General features: G+C 66.6%; 30 protein-coding genes. 9 read left to right on the top strand and 21 right to left on the bottom strand.

All coding sequences use genetic code 11. The annotated features are described in order from the left end of the window. Positions 1–40 precede the first annotated feature (40 nt). Positions 41–487, top strand: coding sequence for a hypothetical protein (locus BVC93_RS30725; protein WP_083741502.1), 447 nt, complete (start codon positions 41–43; stop codon positions 485–487). Positions 488–530: 43 nt separating this feature from the next. On the opposite strand, the gene BVC93_RS30730 is transcribed toward BVC93_RS30725, so the two are convergent. Then, positions 531–815: a hypothetical protein gene (locus BVC93_RS30730; RefSeq protein ID WP_083741503.1), complete on the bottom strand. Its 285-nt coding sequence runs from the start codon at positions 813–815 to the stop codon at positions 531–533. Between the two features lie 171 nt (positions 816–986). Between BVC93_RS30730 and BVC93_RS34565 the strand changes: the two genes are divergently transcribed. Then, entirely contained in the window at positions 987–2,267 is a 1,281-nt protein-coding gene (locus tag BVC93_RS34565; protein ID WP_083741504.1) for an FHA domain-containing protein, read from the top strand. 5 nt (positions 2,268–2,272) lie between these two features. Here the strand turns inward: BVC93_RS34565 and BVC93_RS33700 are convergent, their stop codons facing one another. From BVC93_RS33700 to BVC93_RS30775, 8 genes are all read right to left on the bottom strand, one after another. Then, positions 2,273–2,878 carry a sensor domain-containing protein gene (locus BVC93_RS33700; protein WP_192860448.1) on the bottom strand — a complete coding sequence of 202 codons (606 nt, stop codon included), beginning with the start codon at positions 2,876–2,878 and terminating at the stop codon, positions 2,273–2,275. A gap of 331 nt (positions 2,879–3,209) precedes the next feature. Further along, positions 3,210–4,193 carry a hypothetical protein gene (locus BVC93_RS30745; protein ID WP_157517316.1) on the bottom strand — a complete coding sequence of 328 codons (984 nt, stop codon included), beginning with the start codon at positions 4,191–4,193 and terminating at the stop codon, positions 3,210–3,212. Between the two features lie 264 nt (positions 4,194–4,457). Further along, positions 4,458–4,763: a hypothetical protein gene (locus BVC93_RS30750; protein WP_083741507.1), complete on the bottom strand. Its 306-nt coding sequence runs from the start codon at positions 4,761–4,763 to the stop codon at positions 4,458–4,460. Between the two features lie 115 nt (positions 4,764–4,878). Then, a complete protein-coding gene (locus BVC93_RS30755) occupies positions 4,879–6,390 on the bottom strand; it encodes a hypothetical protein (RefSeq protein WP_083741508.1) in 1,512 nt (503 codons plus the stop codon). Then, a complete protein-coding gene (locus BVC93_RS30760) occupies positions 6,387–7,061 on the bottom strand; it encodes a hypothetical protein (RefSeq protein ID WP_157517317.1) in 675 nt (224 codons plus the stop codon). Before BVC93_RS30760 ends, BVC93_RS30755 begins: the two co-directional genes overlap by 4 nt. Positions 7,062–7,243: 182 nt before the next feature. After that, entirely contained in the window at positions 7,244–8,233 is a 990-nt protein-coding gene (locus BVC93_RS30765; protein ID WP_157517318.1) for a hypothetical protein, read from the bottom strand. A gap of 170 nt (positions 8,234–8,403) precedes the next feature. Next, positions 8,404–9,072: a hypothetical protein gene (locus BVC93_RS30770; protein WP_157517319.1), complete on the bottom strand. Its 669-nt coding sequence runs from the start codon at positions 9,070–9,072 to the stop codon at positions 8,404–8,406. Positions 9,073–9,282: 210 nt separating this feature from the next. Then, on the bottom strand, positions 9,283–9,489 hold the full coding sequence (locus tag BVC93_RS30775; RefSeq protein WP_083741511.1) for a hypothetical protein: 207 nt from the start codon (positions 9,487–9,489) through the stop codon (positions 9,283–9,285). A gap of 388 nt (positions 9,490–9,877) precedes the next feature. On the opposite strand from BVC93_RS30775, the gene BVC93_RS34285 reads away from it, so the two are divergent. The 3 genes from BVC93_RS34285 (at position 9,878) to BVC93_RS30795 (ending at position 12,707) form a co-directional block, all read left to right on the top strand. Next, on the top strand, positions 9,878–10,966 hold the full coding sequence (locus tag BVC93_RS34285) for a C40 family peptidase (protein WP_236950534.1): 1,089 nt from the start codon (positions 9,878–9,880) through the stop codon (positions 10,964–10,966). A gap of 14 nt (positions 10,967–10,980) precedes the next feature. Next, positions 10,981–11,535, top strand: coding sequence for a metallophosphoesterase family protein (locus tag BVC93_RS30785; protein ID WP_083741512.1), 555 nt, complete (start codon positions 10,981–10,983; stop codon positions 11,533–11,535). 635 nt (positions 11,536–12,170) lie between these two features. Continuing rightward, positions 12,171–12,707: an Imm61 family immunity protein gene (locus tag BVC93_RS30795; RefSeq protein WP_192860449.1), complete on the top strand. Its 537-nt coding sequence runs from the start codon at positions 12,171–12,173 to the stop codon at positions 12,705–12,707. A gap of 19 nt (positions 12,708–12,726) precedes the next feature. Here the strand turns inward: BVC93_RS30795 and BVC93_RS34290 are convergent, their stop codons facing one another. Further along, complete coding sequence (locus BVC93_RS34290) at positions 12,727–13,080, bottom strand: hypothetical protein (RefSeq protein WP_236950535.1); 354 nt, start codon at positions 13,078–13,080, stop codon at positions 12,727–12,729. A gap of 144 nt (positions 13,081–13,224) precedes the next feature. On the opposite strand from BVC93_RS34290, the gene BVC93_RS30805 reads away from it, so the two are divergent. Then, positions 13,225–14,196 (top strand): hypothetical protein, encoded by a 972-nt coding sequence (locus BVC93_RS30805; RefSeq protein ID WP_083741515.1) that lies wholly within the window; start codon positions 13,225–13,227, stop codon positions 14,194–14,196. A 227-nt stretch (positions 14,197–14,423) separates the two neighbouring features. After that, the gene (locus tag BVC93_RS30810) at positions 14,424–15,197 is read left to right on the top strand and encodes a hypothetical protein (protein ID WP_083741516.1); all 774 of its coding nucleotides are present in this window, start codon (positions 14,424–14,426) and stop codon (positions 15,195–15,197) included. 76 nt (positions 15,198–15,273) lie between these two features. Here the strand turns inward: BVC93_RS30810 and BVC93_RS30815 are convergent, their stop codons facing one another. The 9 genes from BVC93_RS30815 to BVC93_RS30855 form a co-directional block, all read right to left on the bottom strand. Then, positions 15,274–15,783 carry a DUF3846 domain-containing protein gene (locus tag BVC93_RS30815; RefSeq protein ID WP_083741517.1) on the bottom strand — a complete coding sequence of 170 codons (510 nt, stop codon included), beginning with the start codon at positions 15,781–15,783 and terminating at the stop codon, positions 15,274–15,276. 115 nt (positions 15,784–15,898) lie between these two features. Continuing rightward, positions 15,899–16,324 (bottom strand): hypothetical protein, encoded by a 426-nt coding sequence (locus tag BVC93_RS30820; RefSeq protein WP_083741518.1) that lies wholly within the window; start codon positions 16,322–16,324, stop codon positions 15,899–15,901. 133 nt (positions 16,325–16,457) lie between these two features. Then, positions 16,458–17,828 carry a ribonuclease H-like domain-containing protein gene (locus BVC93_RS30825; protein ID WP_157517320.1) on the bottom strand — a complete coding sequence of 457 codons (1,371 nt, stop codon included), beginning with the start codon at positions 17,826–17,828 and terminating at the stop codon, positions 16,458–16,460. Between the two features lie 327 nt (positions 17,829–18,155). Then, positions 18,156–18,602, bottom strand: coding sequence for a DUF4262 domain-containing protein (locus BVC93_RS30830; RefSeq protein WP_083741520.1), 447 nt, complete (start codon positions 18,600–18,602; stop codon positions 18,156–18,158). Positions 18,603–18,797: 195 nt separating this feature from the next. Then, positions 18,798–19,187 carry a hypothetical protein gene (locus tag BVC93_RS30835; protein WP_157517321.1) on the bottom strand — a complete coding sequence of 130 codons (390 nt, stop codon included), beginning with the start codon at positions 19,185–19,187 and terminating at the stop codon, positions 18,798–18,800. Further along, entirely contained in the window at positions 19,180–19,473 is a 294-nt protein-coding gene (locus BVC93_RS30840) for a hypothetical protein (RefSeq protein ID WP_157517322.1), read from the bottom strand. Before BVC93_RS30840 ends, BVC93_RS30835 begins: the two co-directional genes overlap by 8 nt. Positions 19,474–19,598: 125 nt before the next feature. After that, a complete protein-coding gene (locus tag BVC93_RS30845) occupies positions 19,599–20,138 on the bottom strand; it encodes a DUF6927 domain-containing protein (protein WP_083741523.1) in 540 nt (179 codons plus the stop codon). Between the two features lie 120 nt (positions 20,139–20,258). After that, a complete protein-coding gene (locus tag BVC93_RS30850; RefSeq protein WP_083741524.1) occupies positions 20,259–20,831 on the bottom strand; it encodes a hypothetical protein in 573 nt (190 codons plus the stop codon). 134 nt (positions 20,832–20,965) lie between these two features. Further along, the gene (locus BVC93_RS30855; RefSeq protein WP_083741525.1) at positions 20,966–21,592 is read right to left on the bottom strand and encodes a hypothetical protein; all 627 of its coding nucleotides are present in this window, start codon (positions 21,590–21,592) and stop codon (positions 20,966–20,968) included. Between the two features lie 183 nt (positions 21,593–21,775). On the opposite strand from BVC93_RS30855, the gene BVC93_RS30860 reads away from it, so the two are divergent. Next, the gene (locus BVC93_RS30860; RefSeq protein ID WP_157517323.1) at positions 21,776–22,516 is read left to right on the top strand and encodes a 3'-5' exonuclease; all 741 of its coding nucleotides are present in this window, start codon (positions 21,776–21,778) and stop codon (positions 22,514–22,516) included. Here BVC93_RS30860 and BVC93_RS30865 read toward each other — a convergent pair. Next, a complete protein-coding gene (locus BVC93_RS30865; protein ID WP_157517324.1) occupies positions 22,505–23,218 on the bottom strand; it encodes a hypothetical protein in 714 nt (237 codons plus the stop codon). The two genes, BVC93_RS30860 and BVC93_RS30865, sit on opposite strands and share 12 nt — an antisense overlap. An 80-nt stretch (positions 23,219–23,298) precedes the next feature. Here BVC93_RS30865 and BVC93_RS33335 point away from each other — a divergent pair, with 80 nt between their 5' ends. Then, entirely contained in the window at positions 23,299–23,454 is a 156-nt protein-coding gene (locus tag BVC93_RS33335; RefSeq protein ID WP_157517325.1) for a hypothetical protein, read from the top strand. A 378-nt stretch (positions 23,455–23,832) separates the two neighbouring features. On the opposite strand, the gene BVC93_RS30870 is transcribed toward BVC93_RS33335, so the two are convergent. Beyond that, a complete protein-coding gene (locus BVC93_RS30870; protein WP_083741528.1) occupies positions 23,833–25,194 on the bottom strand; it encodes a hypothetical protein in 1,362 nt (453 codons plus the stop codon). Between the last annotated feature and the right edge of the window lie 21 nt (positions 25,195–25,215).

A 25,215-nucleotide genomic window follows, 5' to 3' on the forward strand; every position in this document is an offset into this window, starting at 1 on the left:
GATCGGCCGCATCCTCGGCCAGGCGGACAAGGCCCGACAGTTGATCGACGCCACCTTGTCCCGCCAGAACGACTTGGCCAATCAGAACCCGGCGTTCAAAGGAAAGTCGATCGAAGTGCTGGCAGCCACCGACGCGGGCATCGCGCGCGTCCTGGCACCCTCATTTGCCTCTGATTACTTGCAGTCACTCGGATTTCGCTACAGCGAGGACGCAGACCGCAACCCCATCGACGTCGGTGCCACGCGCCCCATCCAGGACCCCAACGAGATCTACCGGATCGAACCCGACTACCTCGTCGTGATCCGTACCGACGCCGGAGCCGGCAAGGGCAGCCTGAGCGGGCTTCCCCGACAGCTGTCGGTCTACTCAGGCCGAATCATGGCCGTGGACGACCCCGACACAGTCGCCGCGCTCGCAGACCCCGGCGGCTATCTCGCGGTCAAGCACCTCGACGACCACTTCGTCGCCGCCCTCGCACAGGCCTGACCGCGTGCAGGGCGCCCGGCCTGCTGACACCCTCTAACACCGGTCAGGCCGGTGTGCCCAAGAGGCTGAGCAGGGTGTACCGGGCGTCGAGATCGGCGGGGTCGTCGTGCAGCTCGTCGCAGGCGACCTTGATCCGGCGGGCACGAAGGCGATGCTCATGCAGGCTTGGAGTGGAGCGCAGCAGGAGATCTCGCACCTGTTCCTGCGCCTCAGGGTCGAGGGGCGTGCAGTAGAGGTCGTCGCACGCCACCTGAAGTTGGCGTAGCACTGCCGTGCCATCGGCGCCTGCTTCAGCGTCGCGCGTCTGTGCGTCATCGGCGCTGCTCATCGGTTGATCAGAAGGCTGACGGTGCCGCATCTCGGACATCGCGATCCCTTTCCGTCTGGGCATCCGCCACGGGAGGGCAGTGCTTTCACTTTGCGACTGTAAACGATAGCGCAGTGATTGCCAAGCGATAGCGGACGAACACGCCCCGCCCACGCGCACCTCGCACGCAAAATGCGCTACAACAGGCAGAATGAGGCGTTCACGGGACTAGACGGCCTTCGCCAGCCGCTGATTACAGATCGGCAACGTCCGCAATGGAGTGAGCGCGCAGTGCTAGCATGCGATCACTGGAATGCACCCGCCTCAGCGCCAAAGCTCGAACCCGACCAACAGAATCGGAACGCAGTGATCGACTCCCCCGGATCGCCTCCCGACCTGACCATCGACTGTGCCGGATCGACCCCCCACACGGTTCAGCCTCAGGACGCGCCCATCACGATCGGCCGCGAGCTGCCCGCCCACATCCGGATCGCCGACCCCCGGGTATCGCGCACGCATCTTCAGATCGAGGCCACCGACGCCGGGTGGACGGTGACCGACGCCCACAGCACCAACGGCACCTACCTCCACGGCGAACCCATCGACTGCCTTGCGATCACCGACGGACTCACCGTGCACGTCGGCGACACCGAAGGGATACCAGTGACCTTCACCCTGACTGCCCCGTCGAAACGTTTGAGTGAACGCATCGAAACCGCGCCGGATTCCGACCTCGACAGCCTCGTCGACGAGTCAACCGACGATCCGTCCGCCGAGGATCTCGACCCAGGCATCGCGGCCGCCGGCGAAGAGGTCGTCAAGCGCCGCGAGGAACTGGGCTTCTCCCAGCGAAAACTGAAGGACGACGGCGTTATTGGCCAGAGCAACCTTGTCGCCTTCGAACGAGGACGGCGTTGGCCACGCGACAACACACGGGCCAAGCTGGAGAAAGCCCTGGGCTGGGAGCCCGGCCACCTCGCCCGCGTGCGTTATGCCCACAGCCACCCCGACACAACGACCGACGTCATGTCCGACACCGTGCGCGTCACGGTCCTCGTACAAGCCCTCGAACTCGCCCTCAACGGCATCAAAGCGCGCATTGCCACGCTGCCCGCCCAGGAGGACGCATCGTTCACCAGTCAGGCTGACCAGCTGCTCGGCGAGCTACGCCGCGTCCAGGACACTGCGACCGCCACCGTACGCACCACCAGAGGCCCGGGTATGGCCGTGCTTCTCGGCGACGTACGGCGCACCTATAACCAGCTCGTCATGCAGGCCGCTCGAGTTCCAGGCGCCGCATTGAGCCACCGGATCTACGCAGCGCGCCACATGGCTGAGCTGTCCGTGGAGGAGACGGCCGCGGCCGCTGGCGTCGACGCGGCTCACATCGTGGCTCTTGAGGCCGGTCAGCGCATCCCCGCCGACGTCACCGCGTCGCTGGATGCGTTAGCGCGTCAGCTCCTCGACTCCTAGAGAGGTCAGCCCGGCAGCTTCTCAGCGATGCGGTCGATGACCGTATTCGCCATGGCTTTCGAGTCGCCGTCACCGCAGACGATGGATTCGATGGTGGCGTTGGCCCTGGCTACCGCGGCGTGATAGCACTGCCGCGCCGGCTCCTCCAGGCGGTCGGCTCCCGCGCCCGCGCGAGATGCGATTCTGCTCGATCGATCCATGCCTTCGCTGGCCACCTCTGTTGGTATCCAGTGCTGCGTCACATCCCGCGCGGTGGTCGAGAATGCTTGTTGGGCAGGGCAATAGCCGAACATGAGAATGAAGTCGGCGAGCACGGCACCGGGCTGCGCCCTGTCGACGAACACCGTGACCAGTTGGGCCGCGAGCTGCCCGCGCGCGCCTTTGACTCTATTGCCGCTGACCGCTTGATACTTCACCGCGCCGATGGCCTGGTTGAACAGGAGCCGCGGTGCGCAGCTCTTGGGCTCCACACCCGTCGACTCCTCCCATGGGTGGGTGAACTCGATCAAGGGGCGCATCTCGGTGTCACTGACGATCTGCGCTAGCTCGGCAGCTTTGAGCAACGCGGCCTGAGCGGCCGGCGCGGTGACGAACGCCGGCTGCGGGGCCAAAGAGGGGGACGACTCCACGACGCTGGGCGAGATGCTCGTCGTCGACGAGTCACCGCCCGCCCGCTGACTGTCGAGGCCTTCAGATGATCCGGCCGAGCTGCAACCGACGAGTACTGAGGCCACGATGGCCGCCCCAATGATTGCCCGCACCGCTGAACCTCCTGCTGCTCGATCGCGTCGCCAGCCCACCTGTGCGCGGACCTGCCCTGGAGACCTTGAACAGCATTGCACCACCACCGTGATTGGCTGAGGATCTCGGAGTTGCCCGCGATTCTGCCCGGCCGCCCTAGCACCCCACCCCCGGAAGCTCTGGCACGCGGGCCATGTGCTGCTAGCCAAGCAACGCGGGATAGTCCGATCGCAAGGCCCTCACGATTTGATCGGCGAGGTCGGATGGAGTCGCGGCGGATAGTTGCGAGGGGATCGCGCCCGGGGCTTGTTTGGTCACCTGCGCGATCCATGAGATAGGTCCTGCCGGTCGCGGCCCGGTCAGAATGGGCCGCCCTTGCTTCCCGAGATCGTCTGGCCATTTACTCAACTGCCCCGACGGTAGGCCGGCGCCGATAGTGACCGATATCCCGCCTTCGGCCCGTAGGTAAACCGAGTACCCCCCGATCAAGCTGCCCGTCCGCGAGGAGGATACGGACACGTAGAGGCCGCCACGGTAGTCGACATCATCGGCTAGCAGCGGCTTTACCTTCCGCTCCAACGCGCTGATCAGATCGGCGTACACACGCTCGCAATAGTTTTCGGCATTGAGCTGGTAGCTCTCCCCGTCCTCAGGCCGCGCATGCCACTTGCCGCGCGCGTCGAGACTCGTCGGCAACGCCGCTTTCAGCTCTGTGGTCAGAGCCTCAATAATTGGAGGGGGCGAGTCGGGATGGACGCGTGAATCTGGGTGGGCGCCCTTGGGCACGACCACATACCACTGGTAGTACTTGATCACTTCATCGCCGACTCCGTACTCGTCGTCATCGACGCAGTATTCATAGATGCAGTCAAAGCGTGCGGCGACTTGGTGGGCGATGCGGTCGGTTGTCTGCCCAACGGTGCCGGCGGCGACATTGTCTGGGTCATCCACATAGAGCCCCCAGACGACGATGGGATAGGTCTCCATCGCTTCGTAATGTCCAGTGATTTTAGTTCGCCTGGCCGTCGGCGGCCCTGCCGCGTTCCAGGGATGCATTGGGGGTTGTTCACTGCGTGATGCGCGCAGTATCTGCTGCGCCTGTTGGTAACTCACGTTCAACTCTTTGGCGAGTTCTTTGGCTCGTCGTTTGGGCCCGGTGTTGCGAGAAGGGCGTGGTGACGTCATGGGTGTGCTCCGCTCTCGGCGCCCTCTCCATGCCAGACACCGATCAGTTCACACGACCGTCGTCAAGGATGAGGCAGGAACCGCGGATCCTTCGGTCCGTGTCGTGCTCTGCCGTGGCTGCATGGAAGCCGTTGGCAAATGCGGACCTAGTGTGCCTCTCGCTGAGGACATACTGTAGGCGCTTTTCACGCCGGCCACAACGGAACAGTTGCGACATTTGAGCAGTCCCAATGCTTGGGCCGGCAGGGAGCCGCGCTTACCGATCTAGTGCTGCGGCTCCGCTGAGCCGGCGAACATTTCCGCAGCGAGGACGGTGCGTTCCATGACGCACCACACCCCCCACATGTGGGGCTGCACGTGCAGCGTGGTGGTATCCATCATGTTCGTGAAGCGGACAGCCACATCAACGAAGTCACCCGGCTTGGCGGCTTTGAGGTCGGACTCCACCTTCCGTGCCGCTTCAGCAGTGTTGTCGGCGAGAGCGTAGATGAGGAACTCGCTCGGCCGCGCTGTAGTCGGTTGGAGGGCTAAGGCCCATGCGTTCACCACGTCGGGGTAGTTCTGTGTCATGAAACCTCCATCATTCGATTTGTCCCACTGCATCGCTCTGCCGAGATAGTCGTGACATATCCCGTGAACATGTTCTGCTGGAGCTTCTTTGGATGGCGATAGCCGATCAGTGGCACTACTGACGCAGTGCCTGGATCCACGGGTCCGCGACCATCGCCGACACAGACTCCACGATCTCGGCGTCGGAGTCTTCGGCGCGGCCCATCATCCTCCAGGCAACGTCCTCGATGCGCTGCAGAAGTGCGCTGTAGGCGGCGCCGGCGGCGTTGGCGTAGGCGGCGGAAGCCTCTACATCAGCCTGATCAGTGAACCGGCCGGGCAGGTCGGCCAACTCCGCCGATAGTCCCTGCGCCCGTTCCTGAACCGTCGCGGCCAAGCCCCGTACGTAATCTGCGTCTGGCTGTGACTGCGCCCCGGACATCGCGCTCTCCAGAACGTAATCGATCCGGTACAGGGCATCCAAGATAGCCTCAAGCGTTCGGATCTGCGGCCGAACGTGCACGGGCGCAACAGGAATCATCAGCGGGCCAGACGCTTGAACCGCCGCCGTCACCCGAGCCACTTCGTCTTGCGCCTGGCGCACCACGTCCTCGGCATAGGCGTGGGCACTGTCGATCTCGGCTTGCGCGGCACTCCTCGCTTCAGCAATCTGAGCCTGCGCTGCACGTGCGGAAATGGCGATCTGTCCTTGGGCGACATCGACTTCGACCTGCGCGCCGAGTTGGGCCTCGACGATCTCCGCGTCGGCATGTGCCCGGATCGCGGCTGTTTCACCGATTGCCTTGGCGCGGGCTGCGGCGACTTCAGCAGCGGCGTCGGTGCGCACCTGCTCAACTTCGCAGTGGAGCCGCCCAAGCGCTTCCTCGGCAGTCGCGCGCTCGGCCACGCGCTCAGTCGCACGCTGCTCGGCCCGTGCCTCGGCTGCACGTGCACGTTCCCGCGCGGCGGCCACCTCAGCCGCCGCGTCGGCGCGGACTCGTTCCAGCTGCGCGTGAAGTTCCTGCACCGTCGCTTCTGAGGCGCTGCGCTCAGCGGCTCGCTCGCTCGTTCGCTGCTCGGCTCGTTCCTCGGCGGCGCGGGCGCGTTCGTGCGCAGCGGCGACCTCGGCGGCCGCGTCGGCGCGTACCTGATCTACCTCAGTAGCGGTGTCAGCGCGCACTCGCGCGGTCTCAGCACGCGCCTGCTCCAACGCCTGCTGATCGGCCGTATGCTCCCGCGAACGCCTGCGGTCTCGTTCTGCCGATTCGGCTTCCACCGCCCTGGCGCGTTCACACGCGGCCGTGGCGATCGCCGCGGACTCGTCGGCGTCAGCACGTGCGATCGCGGCTGCTGCTTCGGCATCGAGTCGTCCTTGTTGGGCGTCACGTTCCCGGCTGTGAGCCTCGCGACTTCGTTGGTCGGCCTCAACGAGCTGCATCACCGGCGAGGATCGTCTCTTGGTTGGCCCGTTCCGCTTGCGGCGCTCGATGAGTTCATTTTCGGTCATCGCGGCCGCTGCCACCGTCTCCGGCCGCGGTGTCAAGCCCAGCCGCTGCGCCGTCTCGACCGAATGTTGGGCGGCCTGTTTGGTCACCCCAGCCCACTTGGAGTGCTCCAGATCCTCGATGTGCTGTCGCGTGGTGGTCATCGCCGACGCCGCCTACCCGTAGTTGCCTCTGCCGGGACGGGCGATGACGTCGCAGCGACCATCGAGTCGGGTGCTGTCGATTCCACCTCGGCCTGCCTTCTCTGCTCAGGAGCCCCGGTCGACGCAGATCCGTGGTCGGCTGACGCAGACGTGTCCCGTCGCGTGGAGGTGATGAGTGCGCCATTGACCGATAGGGCCCCAGACTCCTTGGCCAAAGCAGACAGTGGGCCGCTCTGCTGCACCAGAACCAACAGCAGCTGCTCCTGGTAGACCGCAATCGCCTTGGTGAGCGTCTCGTCACCAAGCTGCTCGGCATCTCGGAGTAGTCCTCGCAGAAGTTCCAGGGCCACCTCCGGCCCGAGTCCCAGGGTCGCGCCCTCGCTGGCTGAAGGTTCTATCTCGGCAGTTTCGAGAAGCTGCCACCAGCGATCCCAGCAGCGCGCGACTGCGGCCGCGTGCTGTTCGTCGGTACGCCGTTCCTCATGGTGGCGATCGCGTTGTTCCCGTTCGGCAAGGCTCCGCTTCCCGGCACGACGCGACCCGACCATGACCGCGCTGAGCACGATGACTGCAGCGAGCAACGTCGCCACACCCTCGAAGCCGGCGGACATGAGGAAGTCCCGGGCCGGCGGCAGCTCCGGCAACGCGACTGGGTGCACAACGTGACTCATTGAGTCAGTCTCGCACTCCACTGCGCCCAGAAACGGGGCCGCGGCATCTGCATTTTCTCGACTCCGCAACCCTCAGCATGGCGCCCCGTGCCGACCTGCCGGTGCGACCATCCGGTGTGGTCACGCACGTGGGGTGATGGCTTTTATCCTGGCGAAGACCTACCCGGGGCTCGCCCTCAGCGTCACGGCGACGCCCATTTCTCCTGTAGTGCATGCGTTTGCGCTATTGCGTCCTTCAGCGTGGGCGCTGTCTGCAACTGGTCCAGGAGTACCCACAGTCGAGATGAGGGGTAGATCCCGGCGCCGTTGGGAATCGGTTCGAAGGGCGGGATGCGTGGCCCCAGGTCATACACAGCGTGCGCCCGGTCGCTGAGGGGGCCTTCGGGCAGGTAGTCGAACCGGTCACGGATGGTGGGGACGACGTCGACGCGAACGATGCGATGGATGCGCTGGACGTGCCCGGCCCACCGGAAGGCCATGAAGTTCGGTGTGTCCGTGGGCCATCCGCCGATGCCGTAGGGATGGAAGTAGCAGTTGCCCTCGGTGACGATCTCGCGGAAGGTCGGTGTGCCCTCACCGCCGGGGCGGTCCTCGCTGAGTACGACGCTGTAGGTCATGCTGTCGGCCACGGTCCTCATGCGGATCACTTCCGTCAGGTAGGTGTGCAGTTCTTCGAGCCAGATGCGTTCTCGCCCACGGCAGAGCGGCCGTGCTGCTGCGATGTCGGCGAAGACGTCGCGCCAGGACAGATGCACCACGGGAACGCCGTCGATGTCGGCGGGCAGTTGTGTGGCCGCGAGTGCAGGCGAGGCTTGCGACAACGACACCAGCGCACCTGAGCCGTGCCGGTGAATGCGCGAAACATACTGTTGCAGCTGTTGTGTGGTGGGGACGAGCCAGTCGCGCTTGGCTTCGAAGATCAGCAGAGAGGAGCTGGCGGGGAGCTGAACTTCCAGATCGGTGCGGCCCACTTCAGCGCGCACTTCCAGGGCGAAGCTGACGTCGGCGTCGCTGTCGTCGAAGGCGGGCCACACCCGGCGGAGGATGGCGGCGCCCAGGGCCTTGCAGCGCGCCATGGTGAATCCGAGCGCTGCGGTGAGGTCGTTCTCCTCTTGACCCAGGAGACTGAAGACTGAGCCGACCTCCGCCCCATAGCGGGTGAGTGACGCCACGACGCTCTCCCCCATTTCTTGCCCGGTTGCCCGCCCTCAGCCGGGGACATGCCATCAGCGCTGGTCACGGCTCTATGCGATGTTCGGTGATGCAACCAGCAAGCTACGGCATACCCGCGCAGCTACTGGCGCTATTCCGCCGCGTTCGCCCCCCTGGATCCGATCGGGCTTCAACGGCGCTTGGCCGGCGCACTGTCGAACTGGTCCGCCGGCGGTGCCTGCTGGGCCCCGGACAGTCCGCTGGCTGCGTCACGCAGTGCCCGGCACAAGCTGCGCACGGCCGGGGCGGTCAGCTTGAGGGCTTTGGAGTTCATATCTTGCAGCCCGTCGCGGTCGATGACGTCCAGGACGATGGGGCCGGGCTTGGTTGGCTCTTGGCGTGCGTACACGAACTCATAGCGAGAGCCCGGCGGGGTGAGCCTCTTGACTTGCCACTGCTCTGGTGCCGGCCCGCTCAGGGCGTCAGCGAGGGCGTGCGCGGTCTGCTCGTCGAACTCGGCGCGTCCATCCCAGGACACCGCGCCGATCGCTCCGTGCCAGTCGACGCTCACAGTGGGCTCGCCGCCGCGCACGGAGTATCCGACCCTGACGCGCTCGTTCTTGTTGATGTCGATGGTGCGGGGCTTCGCGGCGGTAATCGCTTCGTAGAGGTGTGCGTGCTCGTCGTCGATGGCCTCGGCGAGCTGTGCTCGTTCGGCGCTGAGAGCGCGGATCTGCGCGGCGAGCTGGTCTCGCCGCGCTTCCAGTTCGCTGACTCGTTCCACCGAACGCTGCAGCTGGGCACGGGGATCGGCACTGCAGCGCCGGGGCCCGCCGGGTTCGTTACCGGCCTTGCACATGATTCCACCGCGTCCGGCGGCCATCCACGGCCTCGGCGCCTACTTCACCCATGCCGCTCCCCTGTGTCGGACTGTCATCACCGGGGAAGTACCGACGCAGCGGCCGGTTTCCGTCAACACTGCGGCCAGCGCGATTCGCTGTTGCAGCTCACCCGCGGCTGGGTGAGTCACCACCGCGCAGGCACGGTGCAGGGCGCGCCTGGCAGGTTCCTACGCGCCGCAGTTCTCGACGACTCGGGCCAATGCGGCATCGGCTGCCCGGCAGTCGTCTTCGAGGAGTCGCAGCAAGGCCGAGCGCGCTTCGGGGTTGAACGGATCGTCGTGCAACTCGTCGCAGGCGATCTTGAGGTTGCGGGCGAAACTGCGCACCGCATCCATGTCGTCGCCGGCCGCCGCCGCCGCAGTGACAGGGCCCATCGCAGGCTCCTCTCGTGAGTCCTGACGGAACGGACCGCCTGCCAGGCGGGTTACTCCGTATCCGGTTACTACCGATCCTCACACGCCCCACGGGGGTGCTGATGCACCAATTTCGCGGGGGCCTCAGCCCGCCGTGAGCGCCTCGACACGGGCAGCGGCGGGAGTGTTCCACCCGCTTGGCGTCGGATTCAACCACTGCACAGAATCCGGTGACGTGGGAGAAGCGCTCACGATCCCCTGTCATGGGAATATTGAGCAACCACGAACACGGAGGGACTCGGGTGGCAGTCAACGCTGGGTATGCGCATCTCATTCGTGTGCCACGTGCGGCGCCACCGCGGCCCACGACATCGCATGCGCGACGCGACCCCGGGGAAGTGGGTGCGCGATGAGCACCGGCGACGAAGTCAGCTCGATCCTCAACCAACTGCGCGGACTCCTCGGTGAGGGCACTCCGGTGACCGCTCCGCTGCCCTCGCAGGTACCTGACCAGATTCAGCAGCGCCTCAACGCCCTGCCCGGCGGGTTGGGTGCCTTCATCGACAAACTCATCGACGACCGCAAGAGCCAGGCAGAGATCAGTGCTGAGCTGGCCAAGATTGACCCCTCATTGGTGCCGGTCGTGGATGAATCCGCCGACAACGTGACCGGCGCGCGTGATCAGCTCGACGGTATCCACGGCACCTACGACGATCGCCGCGGCCAGCTCGCTCCCGTGGAAGGCACCCCCATGGGACAACTGGGCGTGCTTCAGGCCAAGGCCGACGCCGTCGGCAATGGGGCCAACACCGTGCGTGAGCAGATACCGCCGGCCGATCTGCGCAGGGTGATGGTGGACCGTCTGGCGCAGCGCTATTACGAGCAGGCGAAGGCGGCTATGCAGGGCGCGGGTGGAGGGATGCCCGGCGGCGGCCAATCAGGCGGCGGCGGTGGCGGGATGCCCGGCGGCGGCCAATCAGGAGGCGGCGGTGGCGGATCACCGCTGAGTGCCCTGACATCGCCGGCGGCGAGCCTTGCTTCGGCGTTCAAGCCTGCGTCGTCCACGCGCGAGGGGTCTGACGGCGAGCAGCGCGAAGCGGCGGGACTGCCAGCAGGCCGCGGTGGCAGCGAGGCCGGCCGCAAGATCGCCGAGAAGGCCCTGACGGCAAAGGGACTCCCCTATGTGTGGGGCGGCGGCAACGCCAGCGGCCCCACGGGCGGCGGCTTCGACTGTTCAGGCCTGGTGCAGTGGTCCTACGCCCAGGCGGCCGGAGCGGAAGTGCCACGGACAACCTATGACCAGATCAATCTCGGCACCCGTATCAACCCAGTGGATGCTCAGCCCGGCGATCTCGTCTTCTCTCGATTCAGCAATCGCGGCCCCGAGCACGTCCAGATCGCCCTGGGCGGCGGTCAAGTGGTCCACGCACCGCAGAGCGGCGACGTCGTTCGCATCGCCGCCATGCCACGCGACGTCGTCGTCAAGCGGATTGTCTGAGCGGCCGGGAACGTATGCGGGCTCTGGTCATTGCCGACGCCTCGCCGCAGCTGGGCATGCCGATCCCGGACTTTGTTGGCACCTACAGCATCGATGTCGTCATCACCGCCGGTGACCTGAACCGCTACAAGCTCACCGGCATCGATCGCGCCGGGGTGCCGACGATGGGTGTTTACGGAAACCATTGCAGGCGCGACTATCTGGATGCTCTCGGGATGCACAACCTGCACCTGTCCACGGTCGACATCGACGGTGTTTCCTTCACCGGCCTTGAGGGGTGCGTGCGCTACAAACGCGACACCGCCGCGGCGCTCTACACCCAAGAGGAGTACCACGGTCTCGTCGCCGAGCTGCCGGCCGCCGATGTCCTGGTCACCCACTGCCCGCCCCGTGGCATAAACGACCACGAAGACCCAGCGCACATCGGAATCGAGGCCCTCAACGACTGGCTACGGCGTGCCCAGCCGGCACTGCTCATCCACGGCCACACCTACCCGACGCAGCCGGTCACCCAGGTCGGGCCCACACGTGTCGAGTACGTCCACGGTGGCCGAATCGTGATGATCTAAAGAGCGCCGGAGCACGCTGCGGACAACGCCTTGCCGGTCACGTCGGATGTCCAGACGCCCGGCGCTAAGCAGCCGAGTGCGCCAAGGAAGCGTTACTGGTCTCTCGCGGGATCCGGCCGCAGCGGTCCACCGCGCAGCGGCTGCCGCCGCGCCACGGTCCGCGTTACTTGTACTGCGACGATGAGTCCTACGGCGAGACCGACCCAGGGCGTGATGCCCTCGACAGCGAGCGCCACACCCGATGGCGCAGAACCATTGTCGCCGCCAGTCAGTTCAGATGCGGCGCGGCTCGACGTCGCAAACACGCCAGGGATCACCCAGGCGAACGCTGCGAGAGTCACGGTGCCGGCAATCGCACCGGCCGCGCATGCGAGCAGCAGGTCCCACAAGCCTAGGAGTGCATCAACGACGTGTTCGCGACGCGTAGCCCACCGGTAGCCCGGACCGGGATCCGGCCGGGTTTCGTGTACGCGGTTGTTCATGATTGCGACCCTAATCCCACCCACCGACATTTCGACCACCCGCAGTCCTACGTTTTCCCGGACATCGTCGAACACATGCGCCGCTCCCCCCGCCGCATCCAAGCTGCTCGCCCTCGCCCGGCTGGGGCCGCCGCCACGGTTACCCTGCACCCCATGGCCTCGACGTCGCTGAGTCCCGATCTTCGCGCCTGGGCACAAGCCGCCGGCTACACCACCCTCGACGACGACGCGGACGCCATCGAGTTACGCCCGCTCAACGGCGCCAATACCCGCTATCACCTACGCCCACATGGCAATCAAGGGGTGGTGCTCGCTCGGACGGAGCCAGACACCGACCCTGACGAGCACATCGTCTTGCTCATCGCCTCACCCAAAGTCGTTGAGCACCATCTGTATAGCCTGTTCGGCGATGACATCCGCGAGGACCTGGCCCTGCCCTACCTCCAGCTCCCCTGGGCGCACAGCGACCTCGCCCCCGGCTACACCCTCGGTGCCGGCGCTGAGGAGTCCCAGGTGCTGGTGCACCACTCCCGCGGCGCTATAGCCACCGCACCCGATCCGGCTTTCGCCCTGCTCACCCTGGTGCCGCTGTCGCATCTGCTGGGTTTCAGCGCGGCGGATCTGCGGCGGGCCTTCATGGCCGAGGACGGCGCCCCGCTGCTGTCCAACGGCTACTACGCCCCCCGATAGAGACCGGGCAACCCGGCGCTCAACCCTCTCGGGGGTCGCGGTTGGTCAGGTCCGCGCTCGGATGTTTCGATCGTGCGTCTGCGATGCGGGCGGCAACGGTCATGGCGTCGGGATCCGCGGGACGCTGGCCGGTGCCGTCGGCCGCGGCGCTGGAGACGTCCTGGGCCATCCGGTGGCGGCTTGCGTAGTCGACGGCCTCCTGCAACTGGGCGGCGGTGTACATCCAACCCGCGGCAGTCCACGTGCGAGAGATCAGTTGGGCGATCGCCGGCTGCGGCAGTCCGCTGGCTTCGGCGACGTCTTTGATGCTGAACTTCGCGTCGGCGTAGTCCGGGCCGGTGCCGCCCCGACCGAACTCGATGACCTCACCCATGCCGGTCGACGTTACCGCTATGACAGACCCCCGCCGGTCACGAGATTCACGGTGGACAGCGGTAGGCGGGACAGAGTCTTGACCAGCAGAAATTCGGGGACGACGGGGGGCGTTTGAGCGTGGTCGCGGCGGTAGGTTCACTGCGTGTCCAGTTTCGTCATCACCGCCGTGCAGTCGGGCGACCCGGCATTGGCCGAACAGTTGCCGGCCGCGGGGTACACGGTGAACATGCTGGCCGACGCACACGGTGCGCCGGCCTTCCACGCCGTCCTTCAGAGGCCGCTCCGTTTCTACTACGACGCCACCTTCGACGGGAGTCGCATCGCCACCGAGCGGTTCGGCCGAGACGCACACGGACCGTTCCTCTGGGTCACCGAGGTCATCCTGTCGCCGCGCCGCCCCGACGAACCGCCGTACCCCAGCATGAAGAACTTCGCGATGAACTTGACCGCGGTCCTGGAGCCCGCCGGCGACAGCGCCGAGCTGCTCCCCGCCAACACCGCGGCGTGGGGCGTCGCCCTGGTCGACGACCTGCCCGAGGAACCTGCCCACGACCCCCGAGAGGTCGCCGACGACAACCGCGGCGCACCGCCACCCCCTCGCACCCCGCCGACCGCTCACGCTGCTCAGCGCGATCGCCCACGGGCTGTCCCGGCTCCGGACCCGGCCCCGCGGGGCCCGCTCGACGAGGCTCACCTCGTGCGGGAGGTGGCGGCGTTGCGGGCCCAGATCGCCGCACTGGCGGGATGGCCGATCTCCCAGATCCAGGAGCCCAAGTGCGTCAAGGCCGGCAAAGAGAACAGGCAGGGTGGGCCCGCCTACAGCGTGAGCCGTCACCGCTACCGGTACTTCACCAAGGACATCTGGCAGGGCTACGTCCTGCGCGAGACCGACGACCCCGACGAGCTGCTCTACTGGATCGCCGACGATGTCACCCGCAGCGCCGCCTGGGAGTGGACCAAGCGCGCACCATCGTTCGGGAAGACGCTGAAAGGCCCTGAGGCACAACGTGTCATCACAATGCCGATGTGGCACACCTTGATGTACGCCTTGCGCTATGAATGGGGCCAGCGCACCCGCCTGGTCGCCGAGCAACAGACCCAACGCGGCGCGTAACCCGCCCCGGCGCGGTGCCCCGCTTCCGACAGCAATGCCTGGGCGATGCTGGGCGGCTATAGTGGGGTGCAGAGCCGTTTCGCATGGCTGACCCCGAGTCGTTCAGGCGCCCGCACCGCGCAGCGACAGTAAGGGCAAGGTCCTCTGGATCTGCGATACACCGATCACTGTTGGTAGGCGTTGACGTGCGGGGCTTCGCCGGTCTAACCAGGTGAACGGATTATCTGATGACGAAGAACTCATCCCTCAAGAAGGCCGCCCGCGCGTTCCAGCGCGCCAACCCCGGCGTTCCTTTCCCCGCGGCATTGGCCGCAGTCGATCACGCACGGCCGCCGGCACCGGCGCGGTCGTGGAGTCACGGCCAGAACCCGTGGATCCGCACCCTGCCCGCCGAAACCCCGACCCGCTGCTACCTGTGCGGAAAGACCACCAGCATCGTCTCGTTCGGAGACCTTCGGGTGGACCAGGGACGCGTGCAGATGTACTGCGACCACACCGATTGCGATGCCCGCGAAACCGAGATCGTGATCGTTGACGACGGTGTCACCGCGACGACGCAGCGCTCCGACGTGCGCATCCTGGCACAGTTCCTGCCCGTGACGGACCGGCCGCAGTGGACCTTCGGCCCTGGAGCCGACTGGGCGGCGGGCACCTCACCCCACGCGCGGGTGTCGGGGCAGCGGATGCCCTGCCTGTTCTGCGGGGAAGTCAGTTGCGTGCCCGCCCCCACCGACCCTGCACGCGACGGGGGACGGCTTCGCCTGCGCTGCACCAACACCGGGTGCGCCGTCATCGACGTCGAGGTGCTCGTGACGCGTGACGGCACCGGCTATGCCGGGGATCGCCCGGATGTGGAGGCGCTGCGGGCGCTCAGGCCGCCGCGGCGCCGCAGCGCCCGCCTCACCGGGCCGGTCGAGATCGTCCCCGTGGTCGACCCCTATCCGCCGTCAGATCAGACGGTGCTGGATCGCCGTCGATCCGGACCGCTGCCCGGGGACTGACCCTCCTGGGCTTCTGAAGGTGCGCCGGAGGAGGTCCGCCGCCAGCTGGTGGCGGTGGACCCCTTCCAGGCCCTTGTCACGCCCGCCTGGTCACCGCGGCGATGACCCGCTGGCGGAACGCCTCAAGGTGCGCCGGCCGCGACGCGATCGCCTCGGCCGCGGTGCGCAGGCGCATCACGTGCGCGGCGTCCAGCCCGGTGGTGCGCTCCCCATCACGGCCGGTGAACAGGGCCACACCGAAGTAGGGCTGATAGATCTCACGGTGCTCGGCCAAAAGCAGCGTCGCCAGCGGGTTGAGGGTGGCGGTGACCATCTCTACGTCGCCCAGGTCGGGCATGCCCTCGTCGTCGATCCACATGTCGGTCTGCGCGTCGACATCGGTGATGGTGTAGCGCCGGCAGCCGATCGCCTCGCAGATCGCCGTGCCGTAGGAACCGTCCTGGGCGCGGGTGAGATCGATGGTGTCGATGCTGCCATCGACGCCGATGCGCAGCGCCTGCCCCACATCGGCGGATGTGGCATCTGGCCGGGCGGTCGTGTCGTCGGTGCCAGTCTGCGGGAAAACATGCGCGGTCTTGGTGATCATGGTGAGTCTCCTTCGGAGGCGGTTGTGGACCGGGCTCACAAGCCGCGGCCGTTGGGGTGGTTCGTGACGCACTCTATCGGGGGCACCGACACGCCCGCGCCGCGTCGTGCGCGGGTTAGTCGGTGGCTGAGTCGATTTCGTCGGCGCTGAGGTGGAATGCCTGCGCCGCCATCCGGTAGACGTCATTGATGTCGATGCGCACCTGTTGCCCGCTGGAGTGCACGGCGATGCTGTAGGCGCTGATGTAGCACAGCTTCTCAGCTCCGGCGTGTACGAACACCGCCACCTGGCCGTCCTGCAGGTGCGCCGCGATGATGTCGGGAACGAATAACTCCTCGGGATCGTCCTGTCCGTCGACGTTGACGAGCTGGCCCCAGCAACCCGCACCGTCGCTGTCGGAGGCGGTGAGGAACACCGCCCCGAGTCCCCGTTCGGGTCGCTCACGCACGGCGAACTCGCTGCCCTCCAGCGCCGCTTTGAGGGCCTGCACGTCGTTCACCAGGAAGGTGTTGGTGCGCCCTTTGCCATAGTAGTTAGCCACGTGTTGCTCCTGCCATCGGAATCTGTGACCGGATGCTCACACCCGGCCGTATGCGCCAAACCCGTTGTTTGACAGTGCTTATCGTATCGCGGTCGTCTGACATCGACACGATTCTCGGTGGCCGTTGCGCCCCTCAGGCCGGGTTCGCGCCGGCGGCGACCTCCCACTGGCGCATCCCGTCTCTGATGGCGGCCAGTGCCGCGGTGTCGTCGGCGTTGTAGCTCAGCAGCCACTGCCGGGGTTCGTCGTTGTTCGGCCGGCCCGGGCGGGCGTGCTCGAGTTGTCTCTGCGACAGGGCTCCGCCGGCATCCTCAGCACTCCAGCTGAAGCCGAACAGTGGTCCGACCGTCTTGATACTGCTTCCGTGAAGCGAGAGGAACTGCTCCTTGAACGTGCGCTCCAGGTCGGTGAACACTCCGGTGTCGGGGCTCAGAAGGTCCTCGGCATCGCTACCGAGGATTCTTCTGAGCCGCGAGGGCTCAGCCGCCGACCAGTGAAACACCCCGACGGTCTGCCCGGCGGTCCCGGCGTGGTCGCGCAGCTCTTGCAGCCAGTGCAGGAAGCGCTGAGCCAGCGCCCGCTCGCCCGTGGTGTCGCTCACCGCCCAGTCGACAAAGGCATGGAACTGGGCGGTGGCGTCGTCGCGCGCGGTGCGCACCCGCGCACCCCACAGGTAGACGTGTCCTTCGGTGTCCCATTCGATGTCGAGGTCGATCTCGACGTCAGCGGCGGGCACCTGCACTGGCCCGTGACCGGTTTTGATGAGGGCGACTCCGGCCTCCACCATCGCCGCGCGCTGAGCAGCACCCCGTAGACGGGAGCGCGCGTGATCGCGGCCGCGGTGCGATGTCTCGGCGTAGTACCGCTGCAGGAAGTGGTCGTCGTCGAGGTCGACCTCGGCCAGAGCAGCCGTCGTCGTGACGCCCAGCGCGCGCAGCGCCAGCCACTCACGGGTGTCCAGGCTGCCCACGGTCAACGCCAGGGATGGATCGTCTTGGGCGACCATCTCGCGGGCGCACGTGCGCTCATAGGGGCAGCTGCGGCACTCCGGTTGCCGGACCGGAGTGACGAGGCGATCAGCACGGGCATTCGCCGCGGCGGCCACGACCACCCGGAATCGGTGTTCGTGGTCGTAGCGCTGCATCAGCGTGCGTGCTGCCTTGCCGCTGCTTCTGGAGTAGGTGAAGCCCAGCGGCTCGTTGAGGTCGTGCCATACGAGCACCAGCTCGTCGCCTGCCGGCCCGGGCAGTTCACTGGTGCCCAGCACTGCCGCCCACGGGTACTGCGGGCCAGGATGGCGCCCGCAGGCCTGCAGCATCCGCGTGTAGTGCGCCAGCTGGAGTCCATCTGCCAGCCGGTGGCTGGTTGCGGCGGTGAACCCGGATTCGAGGTGGTGCACTCCTGGCGTGCTGAGTCGCGATACCCGCGCGCTCTTGGTTTTCTTGGCCTCCAGCGTGCGGTGATGCTTGACGTCGGCGGGCAGGTAGCCGCCGGCCACCCGCACCAACAGGTCCGGTTTGCCCTTACGCGCACCGGCGGGGTCGTCGGGAAGCCATCCCCCAGAATCAGTGGCGCGCCAGCGTCCATCGCGGCCAGCGTCTCAGCGGTGGCGTCCTGTCGGCGCAGCGCGGCAGCGATGTGCACGGTGCCGGGGTGCGCCGCGATCAGGCGGGCGAACACGTCGGCCTCGAAGTCGATGCCCGCGTCCAGACGCGCCTGTTCCTCCGCCTCTGGCACCCACGTCATCGGATGGGGCCCGAAGTCGTGCTGGGTGCGCACCGGGCACTGCTTGGCGGCGTACCCGCCCAGAAGCACGGGCTCGCTCTGGCGCTCATTCATGAGGCGGATTCCCCTTGAGTGGTTGGGCCTCACCGAGATCCCATTGCTGCCACGGCATTAACCCGTTCTTGTCGGGCCAGACGATCTGTTGCGCTGCCATCACTGCGCCGTAGAGCGCCCGCACGTTCGATAGGTCGCTGGTGTCGTCCATCGTGATCGCGACCAGCGGCAACCCTCCTGCCAGCAGGCCGTCGATCGCTTTCCCGCGGGGCAACTCTCCTGCAGTGATGACATGCCCGGCGACGGCGTTGAGCACCCCTGCCGCAGAGCGCGGATCCAGCCCGTAGACCGCCAGTTCAGGCAAGCCGCGGTCGGTCATTCCGACGGTGTAACTGAACGGCGGGCCGTCATCGACTGATGTCGGGAAGACCCCGATGACCGCCCAGCCGTGCTGGTCGATGAGGTTGCGTACGGCGTTCACCGGTCCGGGGCCGCTCATACCAGGACCTCACGTCGCCGCGGCGTTTCGCTATGAGGCACAAGATTGTTCAGATCGTCTGCGCTGCAGTTCATCATCGTCTCCTTACGGTGGGTGACGGGGCCCTCAGAACCCTGCCGTTGGCGGTCACCCAAATCGGAGCGGCAACCGGTGATCAGTGTATCGAGACGGTCTGACATGCCGGGAGAGGTGCTGTCAGACCGCCGGCATCGGCCGGTGCTGGTTGTTCTCTCGGCAGATCCAGCCGTCGCGGATCAGCTGGGCGGGTTCGCCGCAGCACCAGGGCAGCACTTCACCTGGGGCGTACACCACGGGCACGTCCATCGGACGGTGCCAGTGCTGCCAGGGCAGCAGGCCCGCGCCGAGGGTCACCTGAGCCAGAAACGCTGAGTAGCCGCGCATATCGTGGTCGCGGAGCCAATCGAGGTAGTCCTCGATGTTGTCGACCCCGGCCGGCCCGCCTTGGCCACCGCAGCCGCGGCCGCTGTCGTCGAGCCAGGTGAAGTCCGTGCCGGCGGCGTTCCAACGCCGCACAAGGCGAACGGCGCAGACGGTGCACGTGGTCTCATCAGTGGTTCTAGCCATGGTCGACCCCGGCCGTGGCGCAGTCGCGGCGGGCATCCCGGATCGCCACTCGCACGGGTGAGAGCGCGCATCGCCCGCCGTTGATCTGAGCGTGAATTTGCTTGGGGGTGACCAGTTCGGGTCGCCCAGTCGACAGGTAGAGCACCGCGAGGTCGTAGGCGTCCCAGCGCACGCGGCTCGCGCCCCGGGTGTGGGCCTTGCGGTAGTGCAGTGACATGGAGCGTCGGCGACGTTCCTCGGGTGTTTCACCGGGGCACGCGGCCACCGATGGTGTCTGGCTCAACATTGGGTTTCCCCTTCTCGGGTCGGTGACCGGGCGCTCACGCCCATGCCGGTGGTGGCGAACTCGCTTCGCCATATGCGTTCACGGTAGTCGGGGGCTCCGACATCCGGCCTGCTCCCGGCGAAGCGTTAGCCGGGGTGCGGTGTCGTACTCCACGTGGACATGAACCAATCCCAGTTCGGGCGAATCTTCCTGCCCGACCGCGCTGTCCAGAGTCGCAGGCTATCGACCTGGACCGTGTCGATCACGGTGCCACTTCGCAGGGTGACAGTCGACTGCAGGGTGATCCATCGGCCGCGAGCTGCCAGCGCCGCGGCGCGCTGCTGTTGGTAGTGGGCGGCTTCTTGGCGCCACTGGCGGGCGTAGTCGCCCTCCGGTTCGGTGAGCGCCGCCAGGACCGTCGCTCCGACCCCGAGGGCTGTTGGGCCCATGGTTTCGTCCATCATCTTGATCACCACATCGCCGCGGTATTGAGCGAACAGGGTGATCGAAGCCCATACCTGTCCACTCTCCTCACGGTGGGCGGCGAAGTACGTTCCGCCCCATTCGTATCCGTCTCCGGGTGCACTGTTGGAGGCGATGACTTCGGCGCGGGTGCCGCGGACGTGCTGGGCGACTTCTGCGCGGGCGGAGCTGCGGTGTGGAATGGCGTAGCTGATTGATCCCATTGACTCAACCTTTCGCGGGTTGTCGGTGACCGAGTGCGCGCACTGGGCCGGTTGGTTGGCTGGCGGTTGTTGTACCGCAGCCCTTTTGAGGATAGCCGTGGGTACCGACAGGTCAGCGGGTTAGGACGGTTGCCAGTCTTCGGCGGTGGTGTCGGTTCCGGTGAATTGGTACTGGCATTGGTAGCAGCGGGCGGTTCCTCGGGCGCGGTTGATCCAGTAGCCGAAGTGTTGGTGGGAGGTCGCGGTCGCGTCCGGGCGGGCGGCGACCGCGCGCAGGACGTCGTTGGCAACGGTGCAGATTTCGTCCAGGTGCTCTCGCGCGCCAAGGCGAGCGTCGGTGGCATCCTCGACGCGGGGCACTTCTGTCCATCCGCTGGTGAGCCCGACGAGACGCTGGTTGCCGACGTTGTTCTTCAGGACAGCGTAGAAGCCACTGACATCTTCGTCGTCATCGCCGTAGACGTCGAGTTCGAAGGCGTTGTCTCCGAGGATCACTGCGGCTTCCTTGGCGTTGTGGAATAGGTCTGACAGTGCTGCGCCGGCGCGGGGGTTGGTTCGCGTCGGGATCTCGCAGGCCAACTCCTCACCCTTGGCGTCACACCAGCGGGTGAAGGCCTCGTCGTCGATACTGAACAGGGTCGGTTGTGCGTCAGTGAGGATCACGGTGAAGGCGGGTGCCTGTGCAGCTGTCATCGGTGTCTCTCCCGGTGTTATCGAGGACTGGACACTCATGTCCGGCCGGTTTGTGTCGGTGCGTGTTGGGCTCCGTTGGGTTCCAGTTTAGCGGCACCCACCGACAAACCCCTGGTGACGCTGCGCCCCCGCTGTCAGGCGTCTTTCCGGGTGAGTTTGTCGATGACGCGGCCGACTCGTCGAGTAGCCCTCTGAGATTGACCGGAATCCGACAGAGCCTTCGCGGCCTTGCGTCGTTCGGCCTCCTGCGCGGCCTTCCAGAACGGGGAATTGGGGTCATCAGTGCCGATCTTTGAGTCGGCATCCAGGCCCGCTTCCCTCCTGTCCCAGTACCTCTCGGTGGGTGTTGGCGCGTAGTCGGACCATCGGGGGCTCCGCTGTTCGCGCCCGGCGTTCGCTGCTTGCTGCAGTTGGGCGGGTGTCTGCGCTGTGTAGCCAGGCATTGTGCTGACGTCGCCGGCCAGGTTGTAGAAGTGGCCGTAGGCGTGCTCTCTGCGGTAGTCGGGGTTCTGCGCGAGTTTCTCGGCGTACCACTGGTCGAAGTCGGGCGCGTTGGGCGGATCGGCGAACGGCGGCGGCCCGATGTGCGGGCCCCAGGCCGTGCTCGGCGGTGCGGCGCTGGCGCCGGCATCCAGCCGTGCCGTCAGGTCGTGTTGCCTCGCCTCCAGCGCGGCGACGTCGTCTGCAGAGCGGGCGGCCTTAGCGCGGGTGTCGCCGCTGCATCGCTGCGGTCCACCAGGTTCGCTACTTGCTTTGCACATGGGTCCTCCGACGGGGTGTGGACATCTCATGAAGGTAGTACCGGCGCGGGTCGCTGTTTCCGTCGTCTGATGCCAGATTCTCTCGTCACCCTCGGCCGCGACGCGTGACGGAAATGTCGGTGGCGCCCGGTACTACCAGGGGGAGGCGATTCGCCGCCGCCGAGTCGTGAAGTGAGGATCGTCGTGTGCAAAGCCAGCCATGAGCCCGGTGGGCCGCAGCGATGCAGCGGGGACACCCGAGCGGCCTTGGAGCGCTCGTTGGGGGCGGTGGCGCAGTTGGAGTGCCGCCAGGCTGCGCTGACTCGCGCTGTGGGCCTCAGCGGTGCGCTGGGTGGGGTTCAGGACGGTCCAGCACTGAGCCTTCGGCAGCAGTACTTGATCGACGCCGAGGCGCTATCGCCGCGCGAGGCGGCGGCGCGTTTTGCCCGTTCGGTGCTCGCGCCGGGGCGGGCGATCATCGTGGACACCGAGACGGTGTCGATGGGTGGGCCGATCTGCGAGATCGCCGTGGTGGACGCCCATACCGGTCGGCCACTGCTGGACACGTTGGTCAATCCGCGGTGCGCGATCACCCCGGCGGCGCAGGCCGTTCACGGGATCACTGAGCACGAAGTCAGCGCGCCGCAGGTGCCGACGTGGGTCCAGGTGTACGAGCAGTTCGCTCAGGTTGCCCAGGGCCGGGTGGTCCTGGCCTACAACGCCGACTACGACCGGCAAGTCGTCGCTGATGACTGCCGCCGCTACAGCCTGGATGCTGCCGGATCGGCATCTGATGCGGGGTGGTGGGCCGATGTGATGGCCCCGCGCAGCGATTTCATGGGTGCCAAGCGGTGGCTGCGCAACGGCGGCGGGCACCGGGCTCTTGGTGACGTGGTGCAGACCCGGGGTCATCTTCTGGCGATGGCCGCGGGGTCATCCGCCTAGCTTGTTCGGCCTCTGCTTTCGGTGCGCGTCGGTCACGTGCTGGTCGCGCACGGCCGCCGGCGCGACGATGATTTCGTGTTCTCCTCGCCCGCTCAGGTAGGCGATCACCGCGGACTTTTCGACGGTTCCGGCTGCTACGCGGGGACGCCCGTGCCCGAACCGCATCGCGAAGCGTCGGGCAACCTCAGCGTCGAGGCTCCAGCTCATCCCCTTCTGGCGCTCGTCGCTATTGAACCCCCGGTAGACGCGCATCAACGCCGGCTGCTGGGCGAGGTGTCGTCGTTCTGGGGCGGTCATCATGAGGTGGCGGCTGCGGACCCTGGAGCTGTCCTGCAGCAATGTGGTCCACAGGGGCTCGTTTTCGGCGATGTTCTCCGCATCGATCCACAGCTCGGCCAGGCTTGTCCAGTAGGTGCGCGCGGCCATCTGCGCTGCAATGCGGGTGAAAGCGTTGACGCGGTAGGGCCGTTCGTGCAGGAACAGGTACTGCGACCACTTCCGGGATTGGAGGGCTTGTCGGCAGCCGTCTTGCTTGGCGCGCAGCCGTGCGTTGGCCATGGCGTTGAGCTGCGGGCTGTGTGGGATGGAGAAGACCAGGGGGTGCTTGATCACCGGTCCCAGCGGTGAGTCGACGAGGTAGGCGGCGAGTTCAGGATCGAGCGCTTCCTGTGGCCTCTGCAGTAGCGCGCTGAGTTCGGTCATGAGGTGTCCTTTGGTGGTGCGGTGGGTGACCGGGCCCGCAGGCACCGGCCGGGTGGTGGGTAAACGCGGTCTATTGAGGCGTGCTGGTCGCCGTCGGCGGGGTCTCGTCCTGCCAGAGCGCTCTGCTGCGGATGGTGGTGCGGCGGCGCCCGCAGCAGGTGGTGCAGGCCGCGGGAATGCCCCGCCTGGTGCTGAACAGGCGGCCGTGGCATTCGGGCACGGGACCGACAGTGTGATCGCTCCGGCCGCACGTGGCGATGCATGCGTCCAGGCGTTCCAGGCGTGCATCCATGAGGGGAAGGTATTGGGTTGCCGCAGCGTCCATCTCACGAATTCGGTGCGGATCTCGTAGCTGGAGTGCATCGGTCGCAGGTCGGGCAGCGCGGTATCCAGAACATGGTGTGGGAGATGGTGGATGTCGTGTGCGAGGGAGTGATTGCTCATATCCGAAGGGGACCTCTCGATATGGGTGACCGGGCACTCGTGCCGGGCCGGATGTGGTGCGGTGTTGTTGATGCTGAGTGTAGTGCTGTGGTGTGACATGCCTGCCAGCTCTTGGACCTCGCGGCGTCGCGGCAGGGGTGGCGGTCGAGTTGCTCAGTCGTTCAGTGTGTTCAGGAGTGGGTGGTCCACCATGTGTAGAGCTGTTCGAGCGAGGGGCCTTGTGCGTTGCCTGCTGTGACGTTGAGCAGCGTCTGCGCTTCACTGGTCCATACGACGACGGCTTGGCCGCGGTCGGTCCCGCAGAAAAGTGTTCCTGCCACCTGCGTGGGGGCGGAGTTACGTCGCCAGGGCCCGGGTGACTGGATGTTGCCGGGGCAGATGGTGCGGTCGAACGTTGCGATGGTGGCGGTGAAAGCCTCTTGGAGAGCTTGCTTGTCGGGATAGATCGCGTAGGTCGCGGACTGTGGTCCACCGGGGTCGGCGTTGGGCGTGCAGGTGAGCGAGGGGTGTGTGGTGTCGGGTGTCGGTGTGCAGTCACCGTCTGAATAGCCCTTGGGCAGTTCGGCTTTGACCCGTTGCAGGTCGACATCTGATGCTGTGGGGCTGGGTGCGGCGCTGGTGTCACTGTCGCTGCTGTCGCTTGATGTCAGCACGCTCCAGCCGGCCAAGATGATGAGCAGGGCGCCGGTCAGGACGGTCGCGGCGACCATCAGTGTCTTTTTCGAGGGCCTGGATCGGCTGGGCGTCGTGACATGGAGTTGCGCCGGCGGTATGGGTGGTGCGGGATACGTGCGCGGCGGGTGTTGCTGGACAACAGGAATGGGGGACGTGTCGGTCAGCGCTTCCGGCATCGGCGGCCGTGGTGGCCGGGCGTGCGGGGCTGCTGGGGCCGGCGGCGGGGTCGCCGCAGAAGCGTTGTCACCGCCGCGGGCGGGCTCGGGCGCCGGGGTGAATCGCTGTTCTACGTCGAGCCCGGTGGCGGCTACGTTGTCGCCTGCCGCCGGGGATGTGGTCGTATCGCCCTCTGCTGGTGTGTCGAGGTCTGCGGCCGGGGTGCTCACCGGTTCCGGTACATCCAGCGCAGTGGCAGCTTCGCCGTCGGCGGGTGTCGGGGTGGCATCTGCCAGCGCATCGTCGGGGACGTCGTCGATCTCCGCGGTCGCGATGGGCAGGATCTTCCCGATGTCCAGGGCTGGGTCGTCGAGGTAGCTCAGGTCGATGGCGTAGGCGAGGTCGACCGGGAACCGGTGCATGCCGTAGTGGGGCTGCTCTCCAGGTGTGCTGGGCCGCATCACGATGTCGGTCACCCAGAGGAACGGTCCGTTGGCGTCGGCCCCGAGCTGCTCGGTCGAGCAGGCGCTGGTGTCGAAGTGTGTGTCGATTCGGTGCTTGATGGGGCCGTCGAGCCGCGCATAGAAGTACTGCTGGCCGTCGGGGTCGGTGCGGACGTCGATCGTCGTCCCGGTGACGGGTAGTTGATCGCGGAACTCTTCGGGGCCGACCCGAAGGTTGCTGATGACAAACCGTGACACAGCCCAGAACCTACCTTCGCT

The sequence above is a fragment of the Mycobacterium sp. MS1601 genome, assembly GCF_001984215.1.
Taxonomy (GTDB): domain Bacteria; phylum Actinomycetota; class Actinomycetes; order Mycobacteriales; family Mycobacteriaceae; genus Mycobacterium.